Annotated in this window: 20 protein-coding genes; 13 read left to right on the top strand and 7 right to left on the bottom strand. The window is 69.9% G+C overall.

The genetic code is table 11. The features are described 5' to 3' along the window. The first annotated feature begins 132 nt into the window (after positions 1–132). Both pdxS and ABSL23_RS15140 read left to right on the top strand, forming a co-directional pair. Positions 133–1,041: a pyridoxal 5'-phosphate synthase lyase subunit PdxS gene (gene pdxS / locus ABSL23_RS15145; protein ID WP_353634371.1), complete on the top strand. Its 909-nt coding sequence runs from the start codon at positions 133–135 to the stop codon at positions 1,039–1,041. A gap of 115 nt (positions 1,042–1,156) precedes the next feature. After that, complete coding sequence (locus ABSL23_RS15140; protein WP_353634370.1) at positions 1,157–2,704, top strand: TrkH family potassium uptake protein; 1,548 nt, start codon at positions 1,157–1,159, stop codon at positions 2,702–2,704. A 21-nt stretch (positions 2,705–2,725) separates the two neighbouring features. On the opposite strand, the gene ABSL23_RS15135 is transcribed toward ABSL23_RS15140, so the two are convergent. Continuing rightward, entirely contained in the window at positions 2,726–3,472 is a 747-nt protein-coding gene (locus tag ABSL23_RS15135; RefSeq protein ID WP_353634369.1) for a hypothetical protein, read from the bottom strand. Between the two features lie 386 nt (positions 3,473–3,858). Between ABSL23_RS15135 and ABSL23_RS15130 the strand changes: the two genes are divergently transcribed. The 9 genes from ABSL23_RS15130 (at position 3,859) to ABSL23_RS15090 (ending at position 12,883) form a co-directional block, all read left to right on the top strand. Beyond that, on the top strand, positions 3,859–5,058 hold the full coding sequence (locus ABSL23_RS15130; RefSeq protein ID WP_353634368.1) for a 2-isopropylmalate synthase: 1,200 nt from the start codon (positions 3,859–3,861) through the stop codon (positions 5,056–5,058). A gap of 250 nt (positions 5,059–5,308) precedes the next feature. Next, positions 5,309–7,087 (top strand): biosynthetic-type acetolactate synthase large subunit, encoded by a 1,779-nt coding sequence (ilvB, locus tag ABSL23_RS15125; RefSeq protein WP_353634367.1) that lies wholly within the window; start codon positions 5,309–5,311, stop codon positions 7,085–7,087. Continuing rightward, entirely contained in the window at positions 7,084–7,713 is a 630-nt protein-coding gene (gene ilvN / locus ABSL23_RS15120) for an acetolactate synthase small subunit (protein ID WP_353634366.1), read from the top strand. The genes ilvB and ilvN overlap by 4 nt, the downstream gene beginning before the upstream one ends. Beyond that, a complete protein-coding gene (gene ilvC / locus ABSL23_RS15115; RefSeq protein WP_353634365.1) occupies positions 7,710–8,762 on the top strand; it encodes a ketol-acid reductoisomerase in 1,053 nt (350 codons plus the stop codon). The genes ilvN and ilvC overlap by 4 nt, the downstream gene beginning before the upstream one ends. Beyond that, on the top strand, positions 8,755–8,991 hold the full coding sequence (locus ABSL23_RS15110; RefSeq protein ID WP_353634364.1) for a hypothetical protein: 237 nt from the start codon (positions 8,755–8,757) through the stop codon (positions 8,989–8,991). The genes ilvC and ABSL23_RS15110 overlap by 8 nt, the downstream gene beginning before the upstream one ends. Further along, positions 8,984–10,408 (top strand): 3-isopropylmalate dehydratase large subunit, encoded by a 1,425-nt coding sequence (gene leuC / locus ABSL23_RS15105; RefSeq protein ID WP_353634363.1) that lies wholly within the window; start codon positions 8,984–8,986, stop codon positions 10,406–10,408. Before ABSL23_RS15110 ends, leuC begins: the two co-directional genes overlap by 8 nt. Further along, entirely contained in the window at positions 10,405–11,019 is a 615-nt protein-coding gene (gene leuD, locus ABSL23_RS15100; RefSeq protein WP_353634362.1) for a 3-isopropylmalate dehydratase small subunit, read from the top strand. Before leuC ends, leuD begins: the two co-directional genes overlap by 4 nt. Further along, positions 11,012–12,001 (top strand): isocitrate/isopropylmalate family dehydrogenase, encoded by a 990-nt coding sequence (locus tag ABSL23_RS15095; protein WP_353634361.1) that lies wholly within the window; start codon positions 11,012–11,014, stop codon positions 11,999–12,001. The genes leuD and ABSL23_RS15095 overlap by 8 nt, the downstream gene beginning before the upstream one ends. A gap of 114 nt (positions 12,002–12,115) precedes the next feature. Continuing rightward, on the top strand, positions 12,116–12,883 hold the full coding sequence (locus tag ABSL23_RS15090; protein WP_353634360.1) for a methyltransferase domain-containing protein: 768 nt from the start codon (positions 12,116–12,118) through the stop codon (positions 12,881–12,883). Here the strand turns inward: ABSL23_RS15090 and ABSL23_RS15085 are convergent. The 4 genes from ABSL23_RS15085 to ABSL23_RS15070 all read right to left on the bottom strand — a co-directional run bounded on the left by ABSL23_RS15085 (position 12,877) and on the right by ABSL23_RS15070 (position 18,349). Next, positions 12,877–13,647 (bottom strand): phosphate ABC transporter ATP-binding protein, encoded by a 771-nt coding sequence (locus ABSL23_RS15085; protein WP_353634359.1) that lies wholly within the window; start codon positions 13,645–13,647, stop codon positions 12,877–12,879. The genes ABSL23_RS15090 and ABSL23_RS15085 overlap by 7 nt on opposite strands. Further along, positions 13,644–14,399, bottom strand: coding sequence for an ABC transporter permease (locus ABSL23_RS15080; protein ID WP_353634358.1), 756 nt, complete (start codon positions 14,397–14,399; stop codon positions 13,644–13,646). Before ABSL23_RS15080 ends, ABSL23_RS15085 begins: the two co-directional genes overlap by 4 nt. A 2-nt stretch (positions 14,400–14,401) precedes the next feature. Continuing rightward, positions 14,402–15,325, bottom strand: coding sequence for a substrate-binding domain-containing protein (locus ABSL23_RS15075; RefSeq protein ID WP_353634357.1), 924 nt, complete (start codon positions 15,323–15,325; stop codon positions 14,402–14,404). Between the two features lie 207 nt (positions 15,326–15,532). Next, complete coding sequence (locus tag ABSL23_RS15070) at positions 15,533–18,349, bottom strand: DUF4350 domain-containing protein (protein WP_353634356.1); 2,817 nt, start codon at positions 18,347–18,349, stop codon at positions 15,533–15,535. On the opposite strand from ABSL23_RS15070, the gene ABSL23_RS15065 reads away from it, so the two are divergent. After that, complete coding sequence (locus ABSL23_RS15065) at positions 18,348–18,539, top strand: hypothetical protein (protein ID WP_353634355.1); 192 nt, start codon at positions 18,348–18,350, stop codon at positions 18,537–18,539. The genes ABSL23_RS15070 and ABSL23_RS15065 overlap by 2 nt on opposite strands. Before the next feature lie 25 nt (positions 18,540–18,564). On the opposite strand, the gene ABSL23_RS15060 is transcribed toward ABSL23_RS15065, so the two are convergent. Beyond that, positions 18,565–19,446 carry a homoserine kinase gene (locus ABSL23_RS15060; RefSeq protein WP_353634354.1) on the bottom strand — a complete coding sequence of 294 codons (882 nt, stop codon included), beginning with the start codon at positions 19,444–19,446 and terminating at the stop codon, positions 18,565–18,567. A gap of 96 nt (positions 19,447–19,542) precedes the next feature. Here ABSL23_RS15060 and ABSL23_RS15055 point away from each other — a divergent pair, with 96 nt between their 5' ends. Next, complete coding sequence (locus tag ABSL23_RS15055; RefSeq protein WP_353634353.1) at positions 19,543–20,874, top strand: NAD(P)/FAD-dependent oxidoreductase; 1,332 nt, start codon at positions 19,543–19,545, stop codon at positions 20,872–20,874. Here ABSL23_RS15055 and ABSL23_RS15050 read toward each other — a convergent pair whose 3' ends face one another. Then, positions 20,875–21,954 (bottom strand): trypsin-like peptidase domain-containing protein, encoded by a 1,080-nt coding sequence (locus ABSL23_RS15050; protein WP_353634352.1) that lies wholly within the window; start codon positions 21,952–21,954, stop codon positions 20,875–20,877. It abuts the gene before it with no gap. Positions 21,955–21,989 lie beyond the last annotated feature (35 nt).

Raw genomic sequence — 21,989 nt, 5'->3', positions numbered from 1 at the left:
GTTTCCGTCAGTCATTGTCGGTGCGTCGGCGGCGGCTCCCTAATCGTTTGCCATCACGGGAGCCGCGGGACGGCGCCGTGCGGTCGTTCCGCAACCAACCAAATTAAGCGGCGGCGCCCGCAACACCCTCGTATGGCTACCGAGACTGACCTGGAGGACTTGCGGCGCGGCAGCGACCTCGTGAAACGCGGGTTCGCGAAGATGCAGAAGGGCGGCGTCATCATGGACGTGGTGAACGCCGAGCAGGCGAAGATCGCCGAGGAAGCCGGCGCGGTCGCCGTGATGTCCCTGGAAGCGGTGCCGGCGGACATCCGCAAGCGCGGCGGCGTCGCGCGGATGGCCGACCCCGCGGACGTCCAGGAGATCATCGACGCGGTCTCCATCCCCGTGATGGGGAAGTCCCGCATCGGCCACACGAAGGAAGCCGAGATTCTGGAGGCCGTCGGCGTGGACATGATCGACGAGTCCGAGGTGCTGACGCCCGCCGACGACAAGTACCACATCGACAAGCGCGAGTTCACGTCGCCGTTCGTCTGCGGCGCGCGCAACCTCGGCGAGGCGCTCCGGCGCATCGACGAGGGCGCGGCGATGATTCGCACGAAGGGCGAGGCCGGCACCGGCGACGTGAATCAGGCCGTCCACCACCAGCGCACCATCAAGAGCGCCATCCGCGAGCTCGAAGGGATGACCTACGAGGAGTGCGAGCACTACGCCCGCGACATCGAGGCGCCCGCCGACCTCGTCCACGAGACCGCCGAGATGGGGCGGCTGCCGGTCGTGAACTTCGCGGCGGGCGGCATCGCGACGCCCGCCGACGCCGCACTGATGATGCACCACGAGTGCGACGGTATCTTCGTCGGTTCCGGCATCTTCGGCGCGGAGGACCCCGAGGCGATGGGCCGCGCCATCGTCGACGCCGTGAACAACTGGGACGACCCGCAGCGCCTCGCCGAGATTTCCGCGAACATCGGCTCGGGCATGAAGGGAGAGGCGAACGTCGACCTCCCCGAGGAGGAGAAACTGCAGGGTCGCGGAAACTGACGGGTCGCTGCTAGCGCTGCGGTTCTGGCTTCTTCGTTCGGCGACTGTCCACCGGTGAGCCGCGGAGCCGTGCCGAAACGGCCATCCGTCCCCGGTCAGTTGTGGGGGACGTTCGATGGTCCGCACGCCGAGCACGTACGTCAACTACCGGGTGAGCGTCGCCTACGTCGGGACCGTCCTCAAGTACATCGGCGTGACGCCGCTGTTCCCGCTCGTGCTTGCGCTCTACTACGGGGAGGACCCGCTCCCGTTCGCCGCCGGGGCCGCCGTCATGGTCGGCGTCGGCGCGCTGCTGGAACAGGTACGCACCGACGAGGAACTCGGGAACCGGGAGGCGTTCCTGCTCGTGAGCCTCGCGTGGCTCGTCGTCCCGCTCGTCGGGACGGTCCCGTACCTGGTCGCCGGGACAGGCACCGTCGCGAGTCCCGTCGATGCCCTCTTCGAGAGCATGAGCGGGTTCACGACGACGGGCGCGACCGTCCTCGGGGAGATATCCGTCGAGAAGCACGGCCACGCGATGCTGATGTGGCGCCAGCTCACGCAGTGGCTCGGCGGCATGGGCATCCTCGTGTTGATGGTCGCCATCCTGCCGAAGCTCTCGGTCGGCGGCGCACAGGTCATCAACCAGGAGGCGCCCGGGCTCTCGTTGGAGAAGCTGACGCCGCGGATTCAGGAGACGGCGCGCGCCCTGTGGGTCATCTACGCGGGGTGTACGGTGCTGGCGGCGGTGGTCTACTACGCCCTCAACGTGGTCGGCGTCGCGCCGAACATGGACCTCTACAACGCGGTCGCGCACGCGCTCACGACGCTCCCCACCGGCGGCTTCTCCCCGGAGGGCCGCAGCGTCGAGGCGTTCGCGCCCGTCGTGCAGTGGGCGTTCGTGCCGTTCATGCTCGTCGCCGGGACGAACTTCGCGCTGTTCTGGTACGTCCTCAAGGGCGAGCCCCGCCGGCTCACCAACAACACGGAGTTCCGGTCGTACCTGCTGGCCGTCGCCGGCTTCGGCGCGGTCGTCTCCGGCGTCCTGTTCGCGGGCGTCGGCATCGCGGAGACGCCGACGAACGTGGGCGCAATCGCGGGGAACGTCGAGAACGCGCTCCGACAGGGGGTGTTCCAGGTCGTCGCCGTCGTGACGACGACCGGGTACGCGAGCATGGACGTCAACAACTGGGACGCCTCGGCGCAGACGATTCTGCTGTTCGCGTACTTCCTCGGCGGCTCGGCGGGCTCGGCGGCCGGCTCCATCAAAATCGTGCGCTGGGTGCTGGTCAAGCGCGCCATCGGCCGGTCGCTGTTCACGGCCGTCCACCCCGAGGCGGTGCGGGCGATACGGCTGGAGGACGAGGCCGTCGACGAGGAGACGATTCGGGACGTCTTCGCGTTCGTCCTGCTGTTCCTCGGGCTGTTCGCGGTCTCGACGGTACTGCTCTATCTGGACAGTTTCCGCACGCCGAAGGTGACGCTGTCCGGGCTGGACGCGATGAGCGTCGCCATCGCCACGCTGGGGAACGTCGGCCCGGGCTTCGGCGTCGTCGGCCCGATGGAGAGCTTCCGGCTGTTCTCGGACCTGGGGAAGCTCTACATGGTCTTCCTGATGTGGATCGGCCGCCTCGAAGTGCTGTCCGTGCTGGTCGTGTTCACGCCGTCGTTCTGGAAGCGCTGACCCTAGTGGTCGGCGCTGGGGTCAGAAGCCGCCGTACCGGATGTAGACCATCGTGGCGACGACCACGAACTGGAAGGCGCCCTGCACGCCGCCGAGTTTGGCGTTGCGCATGCCGATGTCGGCGATGAGTTGGGTGTCGGGGTCGTCGGAGGTCATCTGCTGGTACATCCGGACCTCCCCGGGCATCAGCACGCCGAAGCCGAGGACGTTGAGAACGGCGACGATGGCGAGCGCGACGACGAAGACGGGTTCCGTCCACCCGAACTCCGGCAGGGTGACCGCGAGGAATGCCAGCGACCCGACGAGCACGACGCCGAACCACGCCTGCCACCGCCAGTCGCGGAAGGCGTCGAACTGCCAGCCGACGAGCAGAAGCGTCGGGACGAGCGCGGCGAACGTGAAGAGTGCGAGCCAGACCTGTGCGTGCTCGAAGAGCCCGGGCAGGCGGAGCGCGAGCGTGATGCCGCTGGCGACGGTGACCGCCGCCAGCGATGGCAACAGGAACGACGTCTTCGGGGTGAGCCGCCGGAAGACGTTCGCGCGCTGTTCGACGTCAAGGCCGCCGAGGACGGGGCCGAGCACGGCGGCGATGAAGACGTCGATGCCGGTCCAGAGGACGCCGGCGAGGACGTGGACGTACGTGTGGTGGACGACGTCCGCGACCGTGGTGGCGTAGACGAGCGCGAGCAGGGAGACGCCGACGACGCCGACGGCGAACGCGGGGTTCGCGCGCTCGGCGAGGCCGCGTATCGTTCCACGAACGCTCATGCGACCGCCTCCGGGCCGCTCCGAGTCGGGAGTCGATGCGTGCTGGGTGACACCTGTCGGTACCGCACACCGACACGTTTCAATCGCGTATCATAACCGTTACGCAGGCCGCGAGGGGGTGTGGTGAGCGCGCGCACGCCGCGCGCCCTCCACGAATGTCCGATTTCCACCCCCGAATCGGCGAATCACTCGGACGTTCGGACATTCACACCCTTCCTCTGGATAAGCTCCCTAATATTCCCTTTGACGTACTGCCGTCCTGCGATTGTCGGTGTCTAACCCGAACGATGATGCAGAACCGTCGCGGGCAAGTATCTGTCAGGGGGAAACACGTAAATAGTCGGGGCTCCGCGAGAGTGGTACGATGTCTCACAACGAGGCGCCCGGTGCAAGTCCGGGGGAACGAGTTCTTCCAGGGCACGTTAGCCCAGCGTAACGAATTCGACACGGTACGAATCTTCGACACGACGCTGCGTGACGGCGAGCAGACGCCACGGACCTCATTCAGCTACGACGACAAGCGCGCCATAGCGGCCGCGCTCGACGACGCGAACGTCGACGTCATCGAGGCCGGGTTCCCGGCCAACAGCGAGCAGGAGGCCGAGGCGGTCGCCGACATCGCGGCTTCGACAGACGCCACCACGTGCGGGCTCGCCCGCGTCGTGGAGTCCGACGTCGAAGCCGCGATAGACGCCGGCGTGGGGATGATCCACGTCTTCGCGTCCACCAGCGACGTCCAGATCGAAGACTCGATGCACAGCACGCGCGAGGACGTCGTCGCGCGCTCGGTCGCCGCGGTCGAGCAGGCCGCCGCGTCCGGCGCCGAAGTGATGTTCTCGCCGATGGACGCCACGCGCACGGACCCCCAGTTCCTCGCCGAAATCGTCGAAGCGGTCGACGACGTCGGCGTCGACTGGATCAACATCCCGGACACCTGCGGCGTCGGCACGCCCAAGCGGTTCGGCGAGCTCGTCGAGTACGTCGGCCAGCACACCGACGCCCGCATCGACGTGCACACGCACGACGACTTCGGGCTGGCGACCGCCAACGCCCTGACGGGCGTGGAGTACGGCGCCGACCAGATGCAGGTGTCGGTCAACGGCATCGGGGAGCGCGCCGGCAACGCCGCCTTCGAGGAGGTCGTGATGGCCGCCGAGAGCCTGTACGGCGCCGACACCGGCGTCGACACGACCGCCATCACGGACCTCTCGAAGCTGGTCTCGGAGCGCTCGTCTGTCCCGGTCCCGGTGAACAAGCCCGTGGTCGGCGCGCACGCGTTCGCCCACGAGTCGGGCATCCACGCGGCCGGCGTCATCGAGAACAGCGAGACGTTCGAACCGGGCGTGATGACCCCCGAGATGGTGGGGGCCGAGCGCGAAGTCGTGCTCGGGAAGCACACGGGCACGCACGCCGTCCGCGACCACCTCGAAGACGCCGGGTTCGTCCCGACGGACGAGGAGGTACGCGAGGTCACCAAGAAGGTGAAAGCCCACGCCGGCGACGACGAAGTCGTCACCGACGCCGTCCTCCGCGCGTTCGCGGGCGAGGTCGGCATCGACCGCGAGACGGAGGAGGTGACGGCGTAATGCCCGCCGGCAGGTATTGCGCGCCCAGCAACGGCTTTATTCGTCGAGCCCGACCGTCTGGCTACGATGCTGCCCGACGCCACACGCGCGGTCTTTCTCGCGGGCAGCGGTGCGCTCGTCGGTATCGTAGGGGCGTAAGCTCCCCTACTATCACTTCTCCACGAACCGACTCGACTCACCACCGACCGACAGCCACCGCAGCATCCGCAATGACACAGTCCACGCACACCACACCGCGGGAGGGGTATCGATGACAGACCACGGCGCAGTGACCGAGCCCGGCGACGCCGACGACGCGGCCGCCGACGAGCCGGCCGAAGACGGCGAGCCGACCGAATCCGCGGCGCGAACGGGCGCGGAGTCCGTCGTCGCGTCGCTGGAGACGGCGGGCGTCGAGACGGTGTTCGGCGTGCAGGGCGGCGCTATCATGCCCGTCTACGACGCGCTGTACGACTCCGAACTCGACCACGTGACGATGGCCCACGAGCAGGGCGCCGCGCACGCCGCCGACGCGTACGGCGCGGTCAGCGGCGACCCCGGCGTCTGCATGGCGACTTCCGGGCCGGGCGCGACGAACCTCGTGACCGGGCTGGCGGACGCCGACATGGACTCCGAGCCCGTCGTCGCGCTCACGGGACAGGTCCCCACGGAACTCGTCGGGAACGACGCGTTCCAAGAGACCGACACCGTCGGCGTGACGACGCCCATCACGAAGTCGAACTACTTCGCGTCCAGCCCGGACAGCGTCGGCGAGGACGTGAGCACGGCGTTCGCGCTCGCGAACCACGGCCGACAGGGGCCGACGGTCGTCGACCTGCCGAAGGACGTGACGACCGGCGAGACCGACGTCGACCCGGTCGAACCCGAGGTCCCGGGCACCGTCGACGTGCAGACGCGCGCCGACGACGAGACGGTCGCGGCCGCCGCGCAGACCATCGTGGACGCCGACGAGCCCGTGATTCTGGCGGGCGGCGGCGTCGTGAAGGGCGACGCCACCGAGGAGCTGTACGCGTTCGCGACCGAGCACGAGATTCCGGTCGTGACGACGATGCCGGGCATCGGCGCGTTCCCCGAGGACCACGACCTCGCCTTAGAGATGGCGGGGATGCACGGCACCGGCTACGCGAACATGGCGATCACGCTGACCGACTGCCTGCTGGCGGTCGGCACGCGCTTCGACGACCGCCTCACGGGCGGCGTCGACTCGTTCGCGCCGGACGCCGACGTCGTCCACGTCGACATCGACCCCGCCGAGATTTCGAAGAACGTCGAGGCCGACCACCCGCTGGTCGGCGACGCCGGCACCGTCCTCGACCAGTTAGACGAGGCGATGCCGGGCTCGCCGGAGACCAGCGAGTGGGTCGAGCAGTGCCGCGAGTGGCGCGAGGAGTACCGCCTCGACTACGCGGCGCCCGAGGACGAACCGCTGAAACCCCAGTACGTCGTGGAGGCCGTCGACGAGGCGACCGACCGCGACACCGTGGTCACGACCGGCGTCGGCCAACACCAGATGTGGGCCTGCCAGTTCTGGACGTACACGGAGCCGCGGACGTGGGTGTCCTCCCACGGCCTCGGCGCGATGGGGTACGGGCTGCCGTCGGCCATCGGCGCGCGCGTCGCCGCCGACGACGACCAGTCGGTCGTCTGCTTCGACGGCGACGGCTCGTTTTTGATGACGTGTCAGGAGCTGGTCGTCGCGGTGCGCGAGCAGATGGACATCACGGTGTTCATCCTGAACAACGAGGCCATCGGGATGGTCCGCCAGTGGCAGGACGCGTTCTTCGACGGCCGCCGGATGGCCTCCGAGTACCCGTGGGTGCCGAAGTTCGACGACCTCGCGGAGGCGTTCGGCGCGGACGGCTTCCGCATCGAGGGCTACGACGACGCCCCCGGCGTCATCGAGGAGGCGCTCGCCACCGACGGCCCCGCCGTGGTCGACGTCTACATCGACCCGACCGAGGACGTCTACCCGATGGTGCCGTCGGGCGGCGACAACGGCCAGTTCGCGCTCACGGAGGACCACCTATGAGCGAGCGAAACACCGAGCGGGAGGGGCTGCCGGGGCCGGCCCCGGAGGACCGCCCGCGGCCGAAGGGACGGCGGAACTCCCAAGGCATCCGCGTCGACCCCGAAGTGGAGGCCGAACACCCGCCGCGCCGGACCGTCATCTCCGCGCTCGTCGAACACGAGCCGGGCGTGCTCGCGCGCGTCTCCGGGCTGTTCAGCCGCCGGCAGTTCAACATCGAGTCGCTGACCGTCGCGGACACCCAGAACGACGACTGGGCGCGCATCACGGTCGTCGTCGAGGAGCCCGACCCCGGCATCGACCAAGTGGAGAAACAGCTAGAGAAGGTCGTGCCCGTGATTCACGTCCGCGAACTCGAGGACGACGCGGTGGCCCGCGAGCTCGTGGTGGTGAAAGTCGACGCCGACCGCCCCCACGAGGTCCACGCCATCACGGAGATGTACAACGGGAAGACCCTCGACGCCGGCCCGCGGACGATCACCGTGGAGCTGACCGGCGACGAGCAGAAGATCAACGACGCCATCGACGCCTACCGGCAGTTCGGCATCCGGGAGATCGCCCGGACCGGGCAGACGGCGCTGGCGCGTGGCGAGACCAAGACAGCAGTCGTTCCAGACCACCTCAAATGACAGCAGACGAAGACTTCACGCAGCCAGTGTACCACGAATCGGACGTCGACCGCAGCTACGTCGACGACAAGACCGTCGCCGTACTCGGGTACGGCAGCCAGGGCCACGCTCACGCCCAGAACCTCGACGACAGCGGGGTGGACGTGGTCGTCGGCCTCCGCGAGGACTCGTCGTCGCGGTCCGCGGTGAAAGCCGACGGCCTGCGCGTCGCCACGCCGAAGAAAGCCGCCCGGCAGGCGGACGTCGTCTCCGTGCTCGTGCCGGACACCGTCCAGCCGTCCGTCTTCGAGGCCATCGAGCCCGAGCTGGACGCCGGCGACACGCTCCAGTTCGCGCACGGGTTCAACATCCACTACGGCCAGATCGAGCCGCCGGCGGACGTCGACGTGACGATGATCGCGCCGAAGTCCCCGGGTCACCTCGTCCGCCGGAACTACGAGGCCGACGAGGGCACGCCCGCGCTGCTGGCGGTCTACCAGGACGCCACCGGCGACGCCCGCGAGGAGGCGCTGGCGTACGCCGACGGCATCGGCTGCACGCGCGCTGGCGTCCTCGAAACGACGTTCCAGGAGGAGACCGAGTCCGACCTGTTCGGCGAGCAGGCCGTCCTCTGCGGCGGCGTCACCAGCCTCGTCAAGCACGGCTACGAGACGCTCGTGGACAACGGCTACAGCCCCGAGATGGCGTACTTCGAGGTGCTGAACGAGCTCAAGCTCATCGTGGACCTGATGTACGAGGGCGGGAACACCGAGATGTGGGACTCCGTCTCCGACACCGCCGAGTACGGCGGGCTTACGCGCGGCGACGAGATCGTCGACGACTCCGTGCGCGAGAACATGGAGGCGGTCCTCGAAGAGGTCCAGAACGGCGAGTTCGCCCGCGAGTGGATTGCCGAGAACCAGGCGGGCCGGCCGTCGTACCGCCAGCGCCGGCAGGCCGAGCAGGACCACGACATCGAGGACGTCGGCGAGCGCCTGCGCGGGCTGTTCGCGTGGGCCGACGACGAGCCCGAGGTCGAGCAGGAGCCGGAGGTGTCCGCGGATGACTGAGCAGACGCTCGCGGACGTCAGCCAGCGGAACCCGGAGGCGCCCGACGGCGTCGATTCCGTGTTCCGACGCGGGCCCGCGGTCGCCGCAGACGGAGGTAAACGTGAGGCGACCGAAGAACAGACGATGAAAGACGTCGACCAGACGCCGCCTGCCGAGGACGAGGGTGCCAACCCCGTCTGGGAGCGCGGCGGCGAACCCGTAGCGGACGAGGACGGACGCGATGAGTGAGCACACGCTCTACGACAAGGTCTGGGACCGCCACGCAGTCACCGAACTGCCGACCGGGCAGACGCAGCTGTTCGTCGGCCTCCACCTCATCCACGAGGTGACGAGCCCGCAGGCGTTCGGGATGCTCAAGGAGCGCGACCTCGACGTCGCGTACCCCGAGCGGACGTACGCGACCGTCGACCACATCGTCCCGACCGCCGACCAGTCGCGGCCGTACAGCGACGACGCGGCCGAGGAGATGATGAGCGAGCTGGAGGAGAACGTGCGCGCGGCGAACATCGACTTCGCCGACCCGACGACGGGCCGGCAGGGCATCGTGCACGTGGTCGGCCCGGAGCAGGGGCTCACTCAGCCCGGGATGACCATCGTCTGTGGGGACTCGCACACGGCGACCCACGGTGCGTTCGGCGCGCTCGCGTTCGGCATCGGCACCTCCCAGATTCGGGACGTGCTGGCGACCGGCTGCGTCGCCATGGAGAAACAGAAGGTGCGCCGCATCGAGGTCACCGGCGAACTCGACGACGGCGTGACGCCGAAAGACGTCATCCTGCAGGTCATCCGGAAGCTCGGCACCGACGGCGGCGTCGGCTACGTCTACGAGTACGGCGGCGAAGCCATCCGCGACATGGACATGGCGGGCCGCATGAGCATCTGTAACATGTCCATCGAGGGCGGCGCTCGCGCGGGCTACGTCAACCCCGACGAGACCACCTACGAGTACCTGGAAGGCCGCGACCGCGTCCCCGACGGCGAGGAGTTCGAGGAGCTCAAGCGCTACTGGGAGTCCGTCGCCTCCGACGCGGACGCCGAGTACGACGACGTCGTGGAGATCGACGGCGACGACCTCGAACCCACGGTCACGTGGGGGACGACGCCCGGCCAGGGCATCGGCATCTCCGAGGAGATTCCCGCGCCCGAGGACCTGCCCGCGGACAAGGAAGACAGCGCGCGCGCCGCGCAGGAACACATGGACGTCGAGCCCGGCGACACGATGGCGGGCTATCCCATCGACGTGGCGTTCCTGGGGAGCTGTACGAACGCGCGCCTGCCGGACCTCCGGGAGGCCGCGGAGGTCGTGAAAGGCCACGAAGTCCACGACTCAGTGCGCGCGATGGTCGTACCGGGCAGCCAGCGCGTGAAAGCCGCCGCCGAAGCCGAGGGCCTCGACGAGGTGTTCGAGGACGCCGGCTTCGACTGGCGCGGCGCCGGCTGTTCGATGTGTCTGGGCATGAACGAGGACCAGCTGGTCGGCGACGAGCGGTGCGCGTCCTCGTCGAACCGGAACTTCGTCGGCCGCCAGGGCTCGAAGGACGGCCGCACCGTCCTGATGAGCCCGCCGATGGTCGCCGCGGCCGCCGTGACCGGCGAGGTCACGGACGTGCGTGAACTGGAGCGCTTCGAGGAGGTGCGCGCATGAGCGACGACGGGCCCGCAGAGACCGTGAAGCAGGTCTCGGGCACGGGCGTCCCCGTGCGCGGGAACGACATCGACACGGACCAGATCATCCCCGCGCGATTCATGAAGGTCGTCACGTTCGACGGCCTCGGCGAGTTCGCGTTCTTCGACGTGCGCTTCGACGACGACGACAACCCCAAAGACCACCCGTTCAACGAGGACCACTTCCAGGGCGCGTCCGTCCTGGCGGTGAACTCGAACTTCGGCTGTGGCTCCTCCCGCGAGCACGCGCCGCAGGCGCTGATGCGCTGGGGCATCGACGCCATCGTCGGCGAGTCGTTCGCCGAGATTTTCGCGGGCAACTGCCTCGCGCTCGGTATCCCCACCGTCACCGCCTCGCAGGAGGACGTCGAAGCCCTCCAGGACTTCATCGACGAGCACCCCGACGAGGAAGTTGAGGTCGACGTCGTGAACGAGGAAGTCCGGTACGGCGACACGACCATCGACGCGGAGGTCGACGACGCGCAGCGGCGCGCGCTCGTCGACGGCGTCTGGGACACGACCGCGCTGATGGGCGCGAACGCCGACACCGTGCGCGAAACCGCCGAGAGTCTCCCCTACACGGATGTCTGAGGAGATTGCGGTCATCCCCGGCGACGGCATCGGGCAGGAAGTCGTCCCCGTCGCCGTGGACGTCCTCGACGAAGTCGGGGACTTCGAATTCGTGCACGCCGACGCCGGCGACGCGGTGAAAGAGGAGACCGGCACCGCTCTCCCGGCGGAGACGCGCGCGGCGGTCGAAGCTGCTGACGCGACGCTGTTCGGCGCGGCCGGCGAGACTGCGGCGGACGTCATCCTGCCGCTGCGCTCGGCGGTCGAGTCGTTCGTGAACATCCGGCCAGCCCGCGCGTACCCGGGCGTGGACGCGCTCCGCCCGGAGACCGACGTGGTGTTCCTCCGGGAGAACACGGAGGGCGTCTACGCGGGCCACGAGGACGACCTCAGCGACGACCTCTCGACGCTCACCCGCGTCGTCACGTCGTCGGCGTCCCGCCGGCTCGCGGAGTTCGCCTGCGAGTTCGTCGAAGCGGGCCGCGGCCCCGACGGCGCCGAGGGGTTCACGGTCGCGCACAAGGCGAACGTGATGCGGAAGACGGACGGCCGCTTCCGCGACGCCGTGGTCTCGGTCGCCGACGAGCGCGGCGTCGAGACCGACGAGGAGCTGATGGACGCGTTCGCGACGCGGCTGCCGCTGTACCCCGACGACTACGACGTGGTCGTCTGTCCGAACCTCGCGGGCGACGTGCTCTCGGACCTCGCCGCGGGCCTCGTCGGCGGGCTCGGCCTGCTGCCCTCGGCGAACGTCGGCGAGGAGCGCGGGCTGTTTGAGCCCGTCCACGGCACCGCGCCGGACATCGCCGGGCAGGGCGTCGCCAACCCCGGCGCGACCGTGCTGTCGGCGGCGATGCTGCTGGAGTTCCTCGGCTACGACGACGAGGGCCAGCGCGTCCGCGACGCCGTCGAGGGCGTGCTCGCGGACGGCCCGCGGACGCCCGACCTCGGCGGCGACGCCACCACCGAGCAGGTCGCCGACGCGATTCTCGACCGGCTGTAAGGCCGCTTCCCGCTTCTCTCCGCTCGCCGCGCCGCCCAGCCGCGGCCACAAGTCGTGCGGCTCCGTGTCACGCCGGGGAAATACTGATAGAGGCGGCCGCCGCCAGCGTCGCCAATGACGGACCACCGACGGGAGAACCGGCGGCTGTGGGACGAGTGGAGCGACGACTTCCAAGCCATCTGGAACGCGAACACCGCGGACGGCGAGGCGCCGCCCGCGCCGTCGCCGTTCGCGTCGGACGCGCCCGGCGGGCTCCCGGCGTTCTTCGACGGCGTCGCCGGGCGGGCTTACGTGGAACTCGGCTGCGGCGGCGGACAGGGGACCGTCGGGACTGCGGACCTCGGCGCCGCCACCGCCGTCGGCGTGGACTTCTCCGGCGAGCAACTGGCGCACGCGCGGCGCCTCCGTGACTTCTACGGCGTCGACGCCCGGTTCGTGCAGGGGGACGTGACCGCGGTGCCGTTCGCCGACGACAGTTTCGAGTTGGCGTCCTCGGAGGCGGCGTTCCAGATGGTCGCGGACCTCGACGGCGCGCTCGCGGAAGCGCGCCGCGTCCTCCGGGACGGCGGCGTCTTCGTGCTGAGCGTCCCCCACCCGCTCTACGAGGGGCTAGACGCCGAGACGGCGACCTTCGAGGGGAGTTACTTCCGGGACGAGGCGCGCGAAATCACCGTCGACGAGACGTACGAGTCGGAGCTGGCGGTCTTCGACCGCTCGGTCGGCGACCTCCACAACGCGCTCGTGGACGCCGGCTTCGACGTCCGGCGGATTTTCGAGCACCGCGGCCACGAGGTCGAACACAGCGACCCCGAGGACAGCGACCTACCCGACGTGCTGTGGGACGTCCCGCGGAGCGCGCGGTTCTGGGCGGTCGCTCAGTAGACGAGTTCGCCGTCGATGAACTTCCGCGCGCGCTCGTCGCGGGGGTCCTCGAAGACGCGGTCCGCGGGCCCCGACTCGATGACGCTGTCGTCGAGGAGGACGGCGACGCGGTCGGCGACGCGCTGGGCCTGATTCATGTCGTGGGTGGCGACGACGACGCCGATGTCGCGCTCGGCGGCCGCAGTCATCGCGTCCTCGATGACGGCGGTGTTCCGCGGGTCGAGGTCCGAGGTCGGTTCGTCGAGCAGCAGGAAGTCGGGGTCGTACGCGAGCGCTCGCGCGAACGCGACGCGCTGGGCTTCGCCGCCGGACAGCGAGTCCGCGCGCTGGTCCGCGTAGTCCGCGAGGCCGACGACGTCGAGGGCGTCGTGGACCGCGTCCGGCGCCGCCGCGTCGCCGACGAGCGAGCGGAGTTCGTCGCGGACGCGCTCGCGCCACGATCGCCGCACGCGGAGGCCGTACTCGACGTTGCGCGCGACCGACGCGTCGAAGAGGCTCGCCTCCTGGAAGACGACGCCGACGCGGCGCCGGAGGTCGAGGCGGTCGTCGCTCGACAGCGACCACGCGTCCGTGCCGTCCACGGAGACGGTCCCGTCGTCGGGCGGCGCGAACAGCCCCAGCAGCCGCAGCAGCGTCGTCTTCCCGACGCCGGACGGCCCGATGATGGCCACGACCTCGCCCTGCGGGACCCGGAGGTCGACGTCGCGGAAGACCGCCTCGCTGTCGTCGTAGGCGTGCGTGACGCCGTCGGCGCGCAGCGTCATCGCATCTGCCCTCCCTCACCGAACCGGACGACGACGGCGTTCACGCCGAGCACGAGCACGAGCAACACGGCGCCGAGCACGAGCGCGGTCTCGTAGCGGCCCTGGCGGGCTTCCAGCTGGACGGCGGTGGTGAGCGTGCGCGTCTTCGAGACGCCGTCCGAGCCGGCGATGTTCCCGCCGACGATGAGCACGGAGCCGACCTCGCTGATGGCGCGCCCGAACCCCGCGAGCACGGCGGTCGCGATGCCGTAGCGGGCTTCCTTGACGACGGTCAGCGCCACGTCGAGGCGGGTGCCGCCGAGCGCGAACGCGGCGTCCCGGACGTCCTCGCGGACGCTCGTGACGGCGGCGAGCGCGATGCCCGTGATGGGCGGGGTCGCGAGCACGAACTGCGACATGATCATCGCTTCCTTCGTGAACACGAGATTGAGGTCGCCCAGCGGCCCCTGGTTCGAGACGGCGAACAGCACGAGCAGCCCGACGACGACGCTCGGGAACCCCATGCCGGTGTTGATGACGGCCTTGACGAGGCGTTCGCCGGGGAAGTCGGTGAACCCGACGACGAGCGCGACGGGGACGCTGAACAGCGTGCTGAGCGCGACCGCGGTGATGCTGACGTACAGCGAGACGTAGATGATGCTGCCGACGTACTGGGGCTCGAACGGGAACTCCACGAGTAGCGGCCCGGCGGCCTGCACGAGCAGCGAGAGGGCGTCTGTCAGCGGCACGAGTGCAGCCTGCGCCGCGACCATCTTCACTCGTTCGAGTCGGAGCTCCAGCCCTCGGGGACGTACTGCTGGAAGTCCGGGTCCTCGGAGAGCGCGCGCGGGAAGAACAACTGCTCGCCGTTCGCGGTGTAGTCCTCGATGACCTGCTGGCCCTGCGGGCTGGTGACGTAGCCGATGTACGCCATCGCGAGGTCGTAGTTGGCGTCCTCGTGGCGCGCGGGGTTGGCGGCGAGGATGCCGTAGGGGTTCGAGAGCAGCTCCGGGCCGCCCTCGATGGGGCCCTGGACGAGAATCGTGAGGTCGATTTCGGACTGCTGGGAGAGGTAGGTGCCGCGGTCCGCGAGCGTGTACGCGCCCTGCTCGTTGGCGATGTTGAGCACCGCACCCATCCCCTGGCCGGTCTCCTGGTACCAGCTGCCGCCGGGTTCGACGCCGGCTTCCTCCCAGATGCCGAGCTCCTTGGTGTGGGTTCCGGAGTTGTCGCCCCGCGAGATGAACCCGGCGCCCGAGTCAGCGATGGTGGCGAACGCTTCGGCGGCGGAGTCCATCCCCTCGATGCCGGCGGGATCGTCGGACGGCCCGACGATGACGAAGTCGTTGAACATCAGGTCGCGGCGGTTGACGCCGTGGCCGTTGCGCATGAACTCGTCTTCGAGCGAGCGCGCGTGGACCATGATGACGTCGGAGTTGCCGTTGCGGGCGGTCTCCAGCGCCTGCCCGGTGCCCTGCGCGACCGAGTCGACTGTGACGCCGTACATGTCCTCGAAGGGCGCGTTCAGCGCGTCGAGCAGGCCGGTGTCGTACGTGCTCGTGGTCGTGGTGAGCGTGAGCGTCTCGCCGCTCACTTCCGCGCCGCCGCTGGAGCCGCCGAAGGGGTTCGAACAGCCGGCGAGTGCCGCGGTGGCGCCCGTGCCGAGTGCTGCGAGGAACTGTCGTCGTTGTATTGGCATGGATACATCGGTGGGCTCCACCGGCAAAAGTGTTGTCAGTTTGCACCGGAAAACAGTTACCTCGACGGGGGAACGCGACGGCGCCGAACCCCACGAAGGGGCAGAAAGAACCGGTTCTGGTGGGTTCCCCGGGAATCCCGGAGCCGGAGCCGCGAAGCCGATAACGGTTACGCGTCCCGCGGTCGCGGGACGGCGAACGCGGGCCGGTCAGTAGCTGAACGTGTCGACGACCGTTCCGGCGTCGACGCCGCCGTCGCGGAGCGTCGCGGTGTCGCCGCTCCCACCCCAGACGTACCCGCGGTATCCCGGGCTCCCCCAGTCGTAGGTGTAGTCCGCGTTCGGCGCGGCGTCGCCGGTCTGACTGGTGGTCAACACGGCGGTCTCGCCCGAAGCGAGCGTCCCGCTAGAGAAGGTGTACGTGTTCCCGTCGCTGTCCGAGAGCGTCCACCCGCCGACGTCGACCACACCCGTCCCGGTGTTCTCGAAGACGACGTACTCGTCGGTGTCGTTCAGTTCCGTGATTTCGACGCTCGGCGTCGAACCGCTGCCGCCGTCGTCCCCGTCTCCGCCCCCGTACGCGTCGAAGAGCGCGCTCGACTCGTCGAAGTTCGTGGTCGCGGGGTTGTCGGCGCTGCCGACGTTGTTCGCGTCGTCCGTGACCGCCGTTCCGGTCCGGAGGTCAGTACCGAGTGCGGCGGCGAGGTCGTCGAGGTGCCGGCGGGCGTCCGCGGCCGCGTCGCCGCTCGCGCTCGCGAGCACGACGGCGCCCCCGCTCTCGGCGAACGACGCGACCGCGGCAACCTCGTCGTCCGTGAACGGCTCGCTGGGCGCGGTGACGACGAGCGCGCGGGCGTCCGCGAGGTCGGGGCCGTACTCGTCGCCGTAGTCGTTCGTGCCCTCCAGGCCGATGCCGTGGCCCTCCAGATAGCGCAGGTAGTAGGCGGCGTCTTCGGCGGCGAGCGCGTGGTCGGCGCCGAACTGGCCGTGGCCGCCGTCGACGAGCACGTCGCCGCCCCGGTCGCCGGCGAGGGCGTCCACGAGGTTCGTCAGGAACACGTAGTTCCCGTAGCCGTCCACGCCGGGGCCGCCCTCCGCGCTCTCGAAGGACTCGTCGGGCAGCGGGCCGCCGAGCATCGCGACGTTCGCGTCGTCGTCCACCGCGACCAGCGGGTCGCCGGCCTCGGATTCGACGGGGACGCGCTCGCCCGGCAGCTCGCCTGTCGCGGTGACGCTCGTCGCGTACGGCACGAACAGCTCCTCGACGGGGTCGTCGCCGACCACGGGCGTCGCGTCGACGTCGCTGTCCGCCCAGAGCCCGCGGCCCTCGGCGCGCGCGGTCGCCTCCGCGCTCCAGAACTCGTCGTGGCGGCCGAGCCCGGAGTCGTAGACGCGGGCGTAGCCGTCCGCGACGACCTGCTCGTTGTAGAGGGTGCCGTCGACTTCGAGGAAGCCCAGTAGTCGCCCGTAGTTCCCGCGCAGCCCCTCGCCCTCGTCGAAGGACAGCGTCACCGTCTCCCCGGCGAGGCGGTCCTCGGCGTAGCTCGTGGCCTCGTCGCCCCACGTCAGGAGCGTGTCCGGGTCGTCGATGCCCTCCCACTCTTGGGGGCGCTCGTTCTCGGCGCTGGTTTCGGGCGTGTCGTGGCCGACCGTCCGCACCTCCGCCGTCGTGCCGTCGTCGAACTGCACGTCGACGGTGTCGCCGTCGGTCACGCTGACGACCTCGACCTCGTACTCCTCGGTGACGTCGAGTTCGAGGCCGAGCCCCTCGCGGTCGGCGAGCAGACTCGCGTAGTCGTCGGTGTTGAACGACGACGTCACCGGCACGAAGTCCGTTCCGGCGTTGTTCTGCTCGTCGACGACCTGGTTGTCGTTGAACCGAATCGAGGTGTCGAGGGCCTCCGCGACCTCGTTGAGGTTCGCCGTCTGGTCGTAGTCGCTGAAGTCGGACTGGTCCATCAGGACGACGAGCCCGCCGTCGCTGGCGAACATCGACAGGACGCTCAGCTCGTCGTCCGTGAACGCGTCGGCGGGCGACGTGACGACGACGGCGCTCGCGCCAGCGAGGTTCCCGGGCAGCGACGACGCGGCGGTCACCTCGTAGCCGTTCTCCTCGGCGTACGCCTCGAACGCGGAGTGGCTGGCGAGGTCGTAGAACTGGCCGTGGCTCTCGTCCCAGAGCACGGTGCCGGAGCCGGCGTACTCGTCGAGGACGTTCAACAGCACTTCCTCGTTGCCGTACTCGCCGAAGTTCACGCTGTTCTGCGCGAACGGCACGCCGAACGCGACCACGGGGCCGTCGGCGGCGACCAGCGGGAGCGGTTCGCCGTCCGGGTACGCGGTGGCGTCGCCGTTCCCGTCCGCGTCCGTGGACGCAGCGGTGTCCATCGCGGAGACGACGACGCTGCTCTCGTCGAGGAAGCCGTCCTCCGCGAGCAGGCTCGCCGTCGAGTCGAAGACCAGCGAGTCGACGTACTCGCTGGGCTCCTCGTCGGGCTCGTCGCCGGGCGCGCTCCCCTCGGGCGGTTCGTCGCTCGCGTGGACCGTAATCGTCGCGTCGTAGCTGTCCGTCTCGACGCCCGTCGTGTCGACGTACACGCCGAGCGCGCGGTCGCCGCCGACGCCGACCTCGGCGGGGTTCGAGGCGTCGAACGGCACCTCCGCGTCCGACTGGTAGAGGTGGAGGGCGTCGTCGGCGAACGCCTCGGAGTCGACCTCCGTCCAGACGTACACCGGCTGGGTGCCCTGATTGCCGACGCGGAGCACCGCGTCGAACTCGTACTGGGAGCCGCGGGTCAGCCCCGCGCCGCCGTCGCCCAGCGACAGCGCGAGCTTGTCGCCGGCGTCGTCGGCGTACTCGCCGTTCGGCCCGGCGTGCGGTCGCAGGGAGAGCAGGCCCGAGGCGTCGCCGGCGACCGTGACGGTGAGCTGTCGCTGGCTGGAGACGTTCGAGAACGCGCCGGTGCCGACGGCGGCACCCGCGCTGACTGTCGCACCGATTCCGAACAGGACGTTGCGTCGTTTCATGGTTGAGATGTCTCTCGTCGGCAGAGAGCAGCCATCCGGCGGCACCCGCCTCGGCGACGGCCGCACCGACCCGGATACGCTCACGTCGCCGGAGACAAAGAAAAACCCCAGTGACGCTTCACGGGCTTACGCGGTCGTTTTTCCGCTTCAGGGGGAGCTTGAATCAGGAACCGTACGGAGGACAATATAGCGCTCGGGAGGCGGCGTCGCGCGGCTCAGTCCCGGAGGACGCGCGCGCCGCCCCCGACTCGCGAGCGGTACGCGGTGGCGTCGACGCCGTCGCGCTCGAAGCCGTCCACGAGCGCGCTGGCGACGCGGCGCTGGTCGTCGTCGCGACAGACCGCGAGAATCGCGGGGCCCGCGCCGCTGACCGTGACGCCCGTCGCGCCGGCCTCGCGGGCGGCCTCGCAGGCGGCGTCGTAGCCGTCGATGAGCGCCGCGCGGGCGGGCGTGACGAGGTGTTCTTCGAGGCCGCGGCCGACGCGCTCGGGGTCGTTGCGGCACATCCCGATGGAGAGCGTCGCCGCCGACCCCACGGTGTCGACGACGTCCTCGATGGACGCCGACTCGGGGACGACGCCGCGGGCGTCGCGCGTGGAGACGACGATGTCCGGGAGGCAGACGACCAGCGCGAGGTCCGCGGCGACGCGCTCGATGCCGTCCTCGCGGACGACCGTGAACCCGCCGAGGATGGCGGGCGCGACGTTGTCCGCGTGCGCGTCCCCGGAGACCGCCGCTTCGCCCTCCGCGGCGACGCGGACGAGCTCGCGCTTGCTGAGGTCGCGGTCGTACAGCTCCGCGAGCGCGACCGCGGCGCCGGCGGCGCTGGCGGCGGACGACCCCAGCCCGGAGGAGGGCCGCACGCCCTTGTCGATGCTGATGTGGGCGGGCGCGCCGAGCTCCTCGGCGACCACGCCGGCCGTGTTGTCCATCGGCTCCTCCGGGATGAAGTCCGCGCCCATCCCGGTCACGTCGATGGTCGTCTCGGCGGCGCGCTCGACGTGGACGACGTCCGCAGGTCGGTCGAGCGCCACCCCGAACACGTCGAAGCCGCTGCCGAGGTTCGCACTCGTCGCCGGCGCGCGGACGGTAACCATGCCCGTCAGTTACCGGGGCCCTCGCAAAAGCGTAGCGGACTCCGCAACCGCGCGGCGACCACAACGTTAACCCGGAGTCGCGCCCGACCTGCGAGCATGATTGCCATCGTCGGCGGCGGCATCGCGGGACTGGCCGTCGCGCGCCGGCTGCAGGGCCACGGCCACGACGTGCGCGTCTTCGAGGCCTCCGAGCAGGTGGGCGGCCTCGCGGCGACGACGGAGACGGCCGGCGACCCCATCGAGACGTTCTACCACCACCTCTCCGCCAGCGAGGAGACCATCGTCGAGTTGCTGGACGAGTTGGGCCTCGGCGACGACCTCCAGTGGCCCATCGGGAAGAACGCCTACTACGTCGACGGCACCGTCCACCCGATGGACAAGCCGTGGGAGATTCTGGCGTTCCCGCACTGGAGCCTCTACGACAAGTTCCGGCTGGGGATGCTCACGCTCGACGTGGACGTGCGCGGCGGCATCCCCTCTTTCGACACGTACGACGACCTCGAAGACTTCGAGGACGTCCCGGTCAAGGAGTTCTGCATCGAACACACCACGCGAAACGTCTACGAGACGTTCTTCGAACCGCTGCTGGAAGCGAAGTTCGGCGAGCGCATGGAGGACGTCTCGGCGGCGTGGCTGCTCGGCCGCATCAAGTTCCGCGGCGAGCGCGACCTCCTGCGCGGCGAGCCGCTGGGCTACCTCGACGGCGGCTTCGGCCGGCTGAACGACGCGCTCGTCGAGGACGTGGGCCGCGACAACATCGACACGAACGCGCGCGTGACGAACGTCGGCACCGCCGGCGGCGAACTCCAGACGGTGACCGTCGAGCACGCGCCCGACGAGGACGGCTTCACGAACGTCGAGACCGTCGACGCCGACGCCGTCGTCGTCGCCGCGATGCCGAACGTCCTCGAAGCCCTGACCGGCTACGAGTGCGAGATTACGTTCCAAGGCACGGTCTGCTCTATCGTCAGCATGGACCGCCAGCTCACGGACACGTACTGGCTGAACATCGCCGACGACGCGCCCTTCGGCGCGCTCATCGAGCACACGAACTTCGTGCCGCCCGAGCGCTACGGCGGCGAACACCTCCTCTACGTCCCCAAGTACATCCAGAGCCCCGACGACCCGGTCTGGCAGATGAGCGACGACGAGGTCGCCGACCACTGGCTCGACGGCATCGAAGACCTGTTCCCCGAGTTCGACCGCTCGCACGTCAACTGGATTTCGACCGCGCGCAACCCCCGGACGGCGCCCGTCTACGAGCGCGGCTACCTCGACATGGTGATTCCGTACCACCTCGACACCGAGGTCGCCGAGGGCGTCTACTACGCGGGGATGGCCTCGCGCGCCCAGTACCCCGAGCGCTCGCTGAACGGCGGCATCGTCGCCGGCTACGAGTGCGCGGACCGCATCGCCGGCGAGCGGTAGTCAGAACCGCGTCGCCGGCCGCGTTCCGAGTTCGAGGTCGACGGTCTCGCGGCTCCCGTCCCGGAGCACCGCGAGTTCGACGGCGTCGCCGGGCCGCGTTTCGAGCGCGAGGTAGCTCCAGAGGTCCTCCGGCGTCGGCACGGTCGTGCCGTCGATTTCGAGGAGGACGTCGCCGCCGACCGGGAGCGCGCGGCCGTCCACGTAGGCGGGCTCCGACGGCCGCAGCGTCCCCGCGGCGGGGCCGTCCGGGGCGACGTCGACGACGAGCAAGCCACGGGGCTCGTCGAGGTCGTTCGCCGCGGCAATCTGGGGCGTGACGTTCGTGAACGACGCGCCGACGTGCGCGTGGTCGTAGTCGCCGGACGCGACGAGTTCGGGGACGACCCGCTGGGTGAGCGCCGCGGAGATGCCGAACGCGATGTTTTCGCCGCCGCCGGAGTTGATGACCGCGAACACCGACCCGTCAAGCGACATCAGCGGCCCGCCGCTGTTGCCGGGGTTGACGGCGGCGTCGGTCTGGATGGCGTCCGGAATCCGGTAGCCGGTCGGCGACGGGATGAGCCGGTCGACGCCGGAGACGACGCCGGTGGTCGCCGAACCGTTCAGGTTGTAGGGGTTGCCGATGGCGACCACTTCCTGCCCGACCACGGGCTCGCCGTCCGCGAACGGCAGCGGGGCCGCGCCGTCGGGCAGCGACTCCAGTTCGACGACCGCGAGGTCGCTGTGGGGGTCGGTGCCCGCGACCGGGCCCGTGCTCCAGTCGCCCTCGCTGAACCGGACGGCGGCCTCGCTCGCCCGGCCGACGACGTGGGCGTTCGTGACGACGTGGGAGTCGTCGTACACGAACCCGGTGCCCTGACTGCCGCCGGCGCGAACGAGGACGACGGAGTCGATGGTCTCCCGGTAGACCTCCGCGTACGGGCTGTCCGGTTCGGCTCGTCGCGCTGTCGACTGCGGCGCGTCGGTAATCGCAGTCTCCCCTTCCTGCGGCGCGGACGACGAGCAGCCGGCGAGTGCTGCGAGTGCGCTGGCGCCGCAGAGTTCGAGGAAGCGGCGGCGACCGACTGACGAGTCCGACATGTCGGGCGAGTGTTCGGCGCCCACGCCCGTAGCTG

It is taken from the genome of Halobacterium sp. NMX12-1, from assembly GCF_040435975.1.
Classification (GTDB): domain Archaea; phylum Halobacteriota; class Halobacteria; order Halobacteriales; family Halobacteriaceae; genus Halobacterium; species Halobacterium hubeiense.
Note: the sequence above shows the minus strand (reverse complement) of the source record. Positions and strands in the feature narration are given on the sequence as shown.

What these genes read in the sequence shown, in the direction of transcription:
- pdxS (WP_353634371.1), top strand. Translation starts at nt 133, where the DNA reads ATGGCTACCGAGACTGACCTGGAGGACTTGCGGCGCGGCAGCGACCTC.
- ABSL23_RS15140 (WP_353634370.1), top strand. Translation starts at nt 1,157, where the DNA reads ATGGTCCGCACGCCGAGCACGTACGTCAACTACCGGGTGAGCGTCGCC.
- ABSL23_RS15135 (WP_353634369.1), bottom strand. Translation starts at nt 3,472, where the DNA reads ATGAGCGTTCGTGGAACGATACGCGGCCTCGCCGAGCGCGCGAACCCC.
- ilvB (WP_353634367.1), top strand. Translation starts at nt 5,309, where the DNA reads ATGACAGACCACGGCGCAGTGACCGAGCCCGGCGACGCCGACGACGCG.
- ilvN (WP_353634366.1), top strand. Translation starts at nt 7,084, where the DNA reads ATGAGCGAGCGAAACACCGAGCGGGAGGGGCTGCCGGGGCCGGCCCCG.
- ilvC (WP_353634365.1), top strand. Translation starts at nt 7,710, where the DNA reads ATGACAGCAGACGAAGACTTCACGCAGCCAGTGTACCACGAATCGGAC.
- ABSL23_RS15110 (WP_353634364.1), top strand. Translation starts at nt 8,755, where the DNA reads ATGACTGAGCAGACGCTCGCGGACGTCAGCCAGCGGAACCCGGAGGCG.
- leuC (WP_353634363.1), top strand. Translation starts at nt 8,984, where the DNA reads ATGAGTGAGCACACGCTCTACGACAAGGTCTGGGACCGCCACGCAGTC.
- leuD (WP_353634362.1), top strand. Translation starts at nt 10,405, where the DNA reads ATGAGCGACGACGGGCCCGCAGAGACCGTGAAGCAGGTCTCGGGCACG.
- ABSL23_RS15095 (WP_353634361.1), top strand. Translation starts at nt 11,012, where the DNA reads ATGTCTGAGGAGATTGCGGTCATCCCCGGCGACGGCATCGGGCAGGAA.
- ABSL23_RS15090 (WP_353634360.1), top strand. Translation starts at nt 12,116, where the DNA reads ATGACGGACCACCGACGGGAGAACCGGCGGCTGTGGGACGAGTGGAGC.
- ABSL23_RS15085 (WP_353634359.1), bottom strand. Translation starts at nt 13,647, where the DNA reads ATGACGCTGCGCGCCGACGGCGTCACGCACGCCTACGACGACAGCGAG.
- ABSL23_RS15080 (WP_353634358.1), bottom strand. Translation starts at nt 14,399, where the DNA reads ATGGTCGCGGCGCAGGCTGCACTCGTGCCGCTGACAGACGCCCTCTCG.
- ABSL23_RS15075 (WP_353634357.1), bottom strand. Translation starts at nt 15,325, where the DNA reads ATGCCAATACAACGACGACAGTTCCTCGCAGCACTCGGCACGGGCGCC.
- ABSL23_RS15065 (WP_353634355.1), top strand. Translation starts at nt 18,348, where the DNA reads ATGGTTGAGATGTCTCTCGTCGGCAGAGAGCAGCCATCCGGCGGCACC.
- ABSL23_RS15070 (WP_353634356.1), bottom strand. Translation starts at nt 18,349, where the DNA reads ATGAAACGACGCAACGTCCTGTTCGGAATCGGTGCGACAGTCAGCGCG.
- ABSL23_RS15060 (WP_353634354.1), bottom strand. Translation starts at nt 19,446, where the DNA reads ATGGTTACCGTCCGCGCGCCGGCGACGAGTGCGAACCTCGGCAGCGGC.
- ABSL23_RS15055 (WP_353634353.1), top strand. Translation starts at nt 19,543, where the DNA reads ATGATTGCCATCGTCGGCGGCGGCATCGCGGGACTGGCCGTCGCGCGC.
- ABSL23_RS15050 (WP_353634352.1), bottom strand. Translation starts at nt 21,954, where the DNA reads ATGTCGGACTCGTCAGTCGGTCGCCGCCGCTTCCTCGAACTCTGCGGC.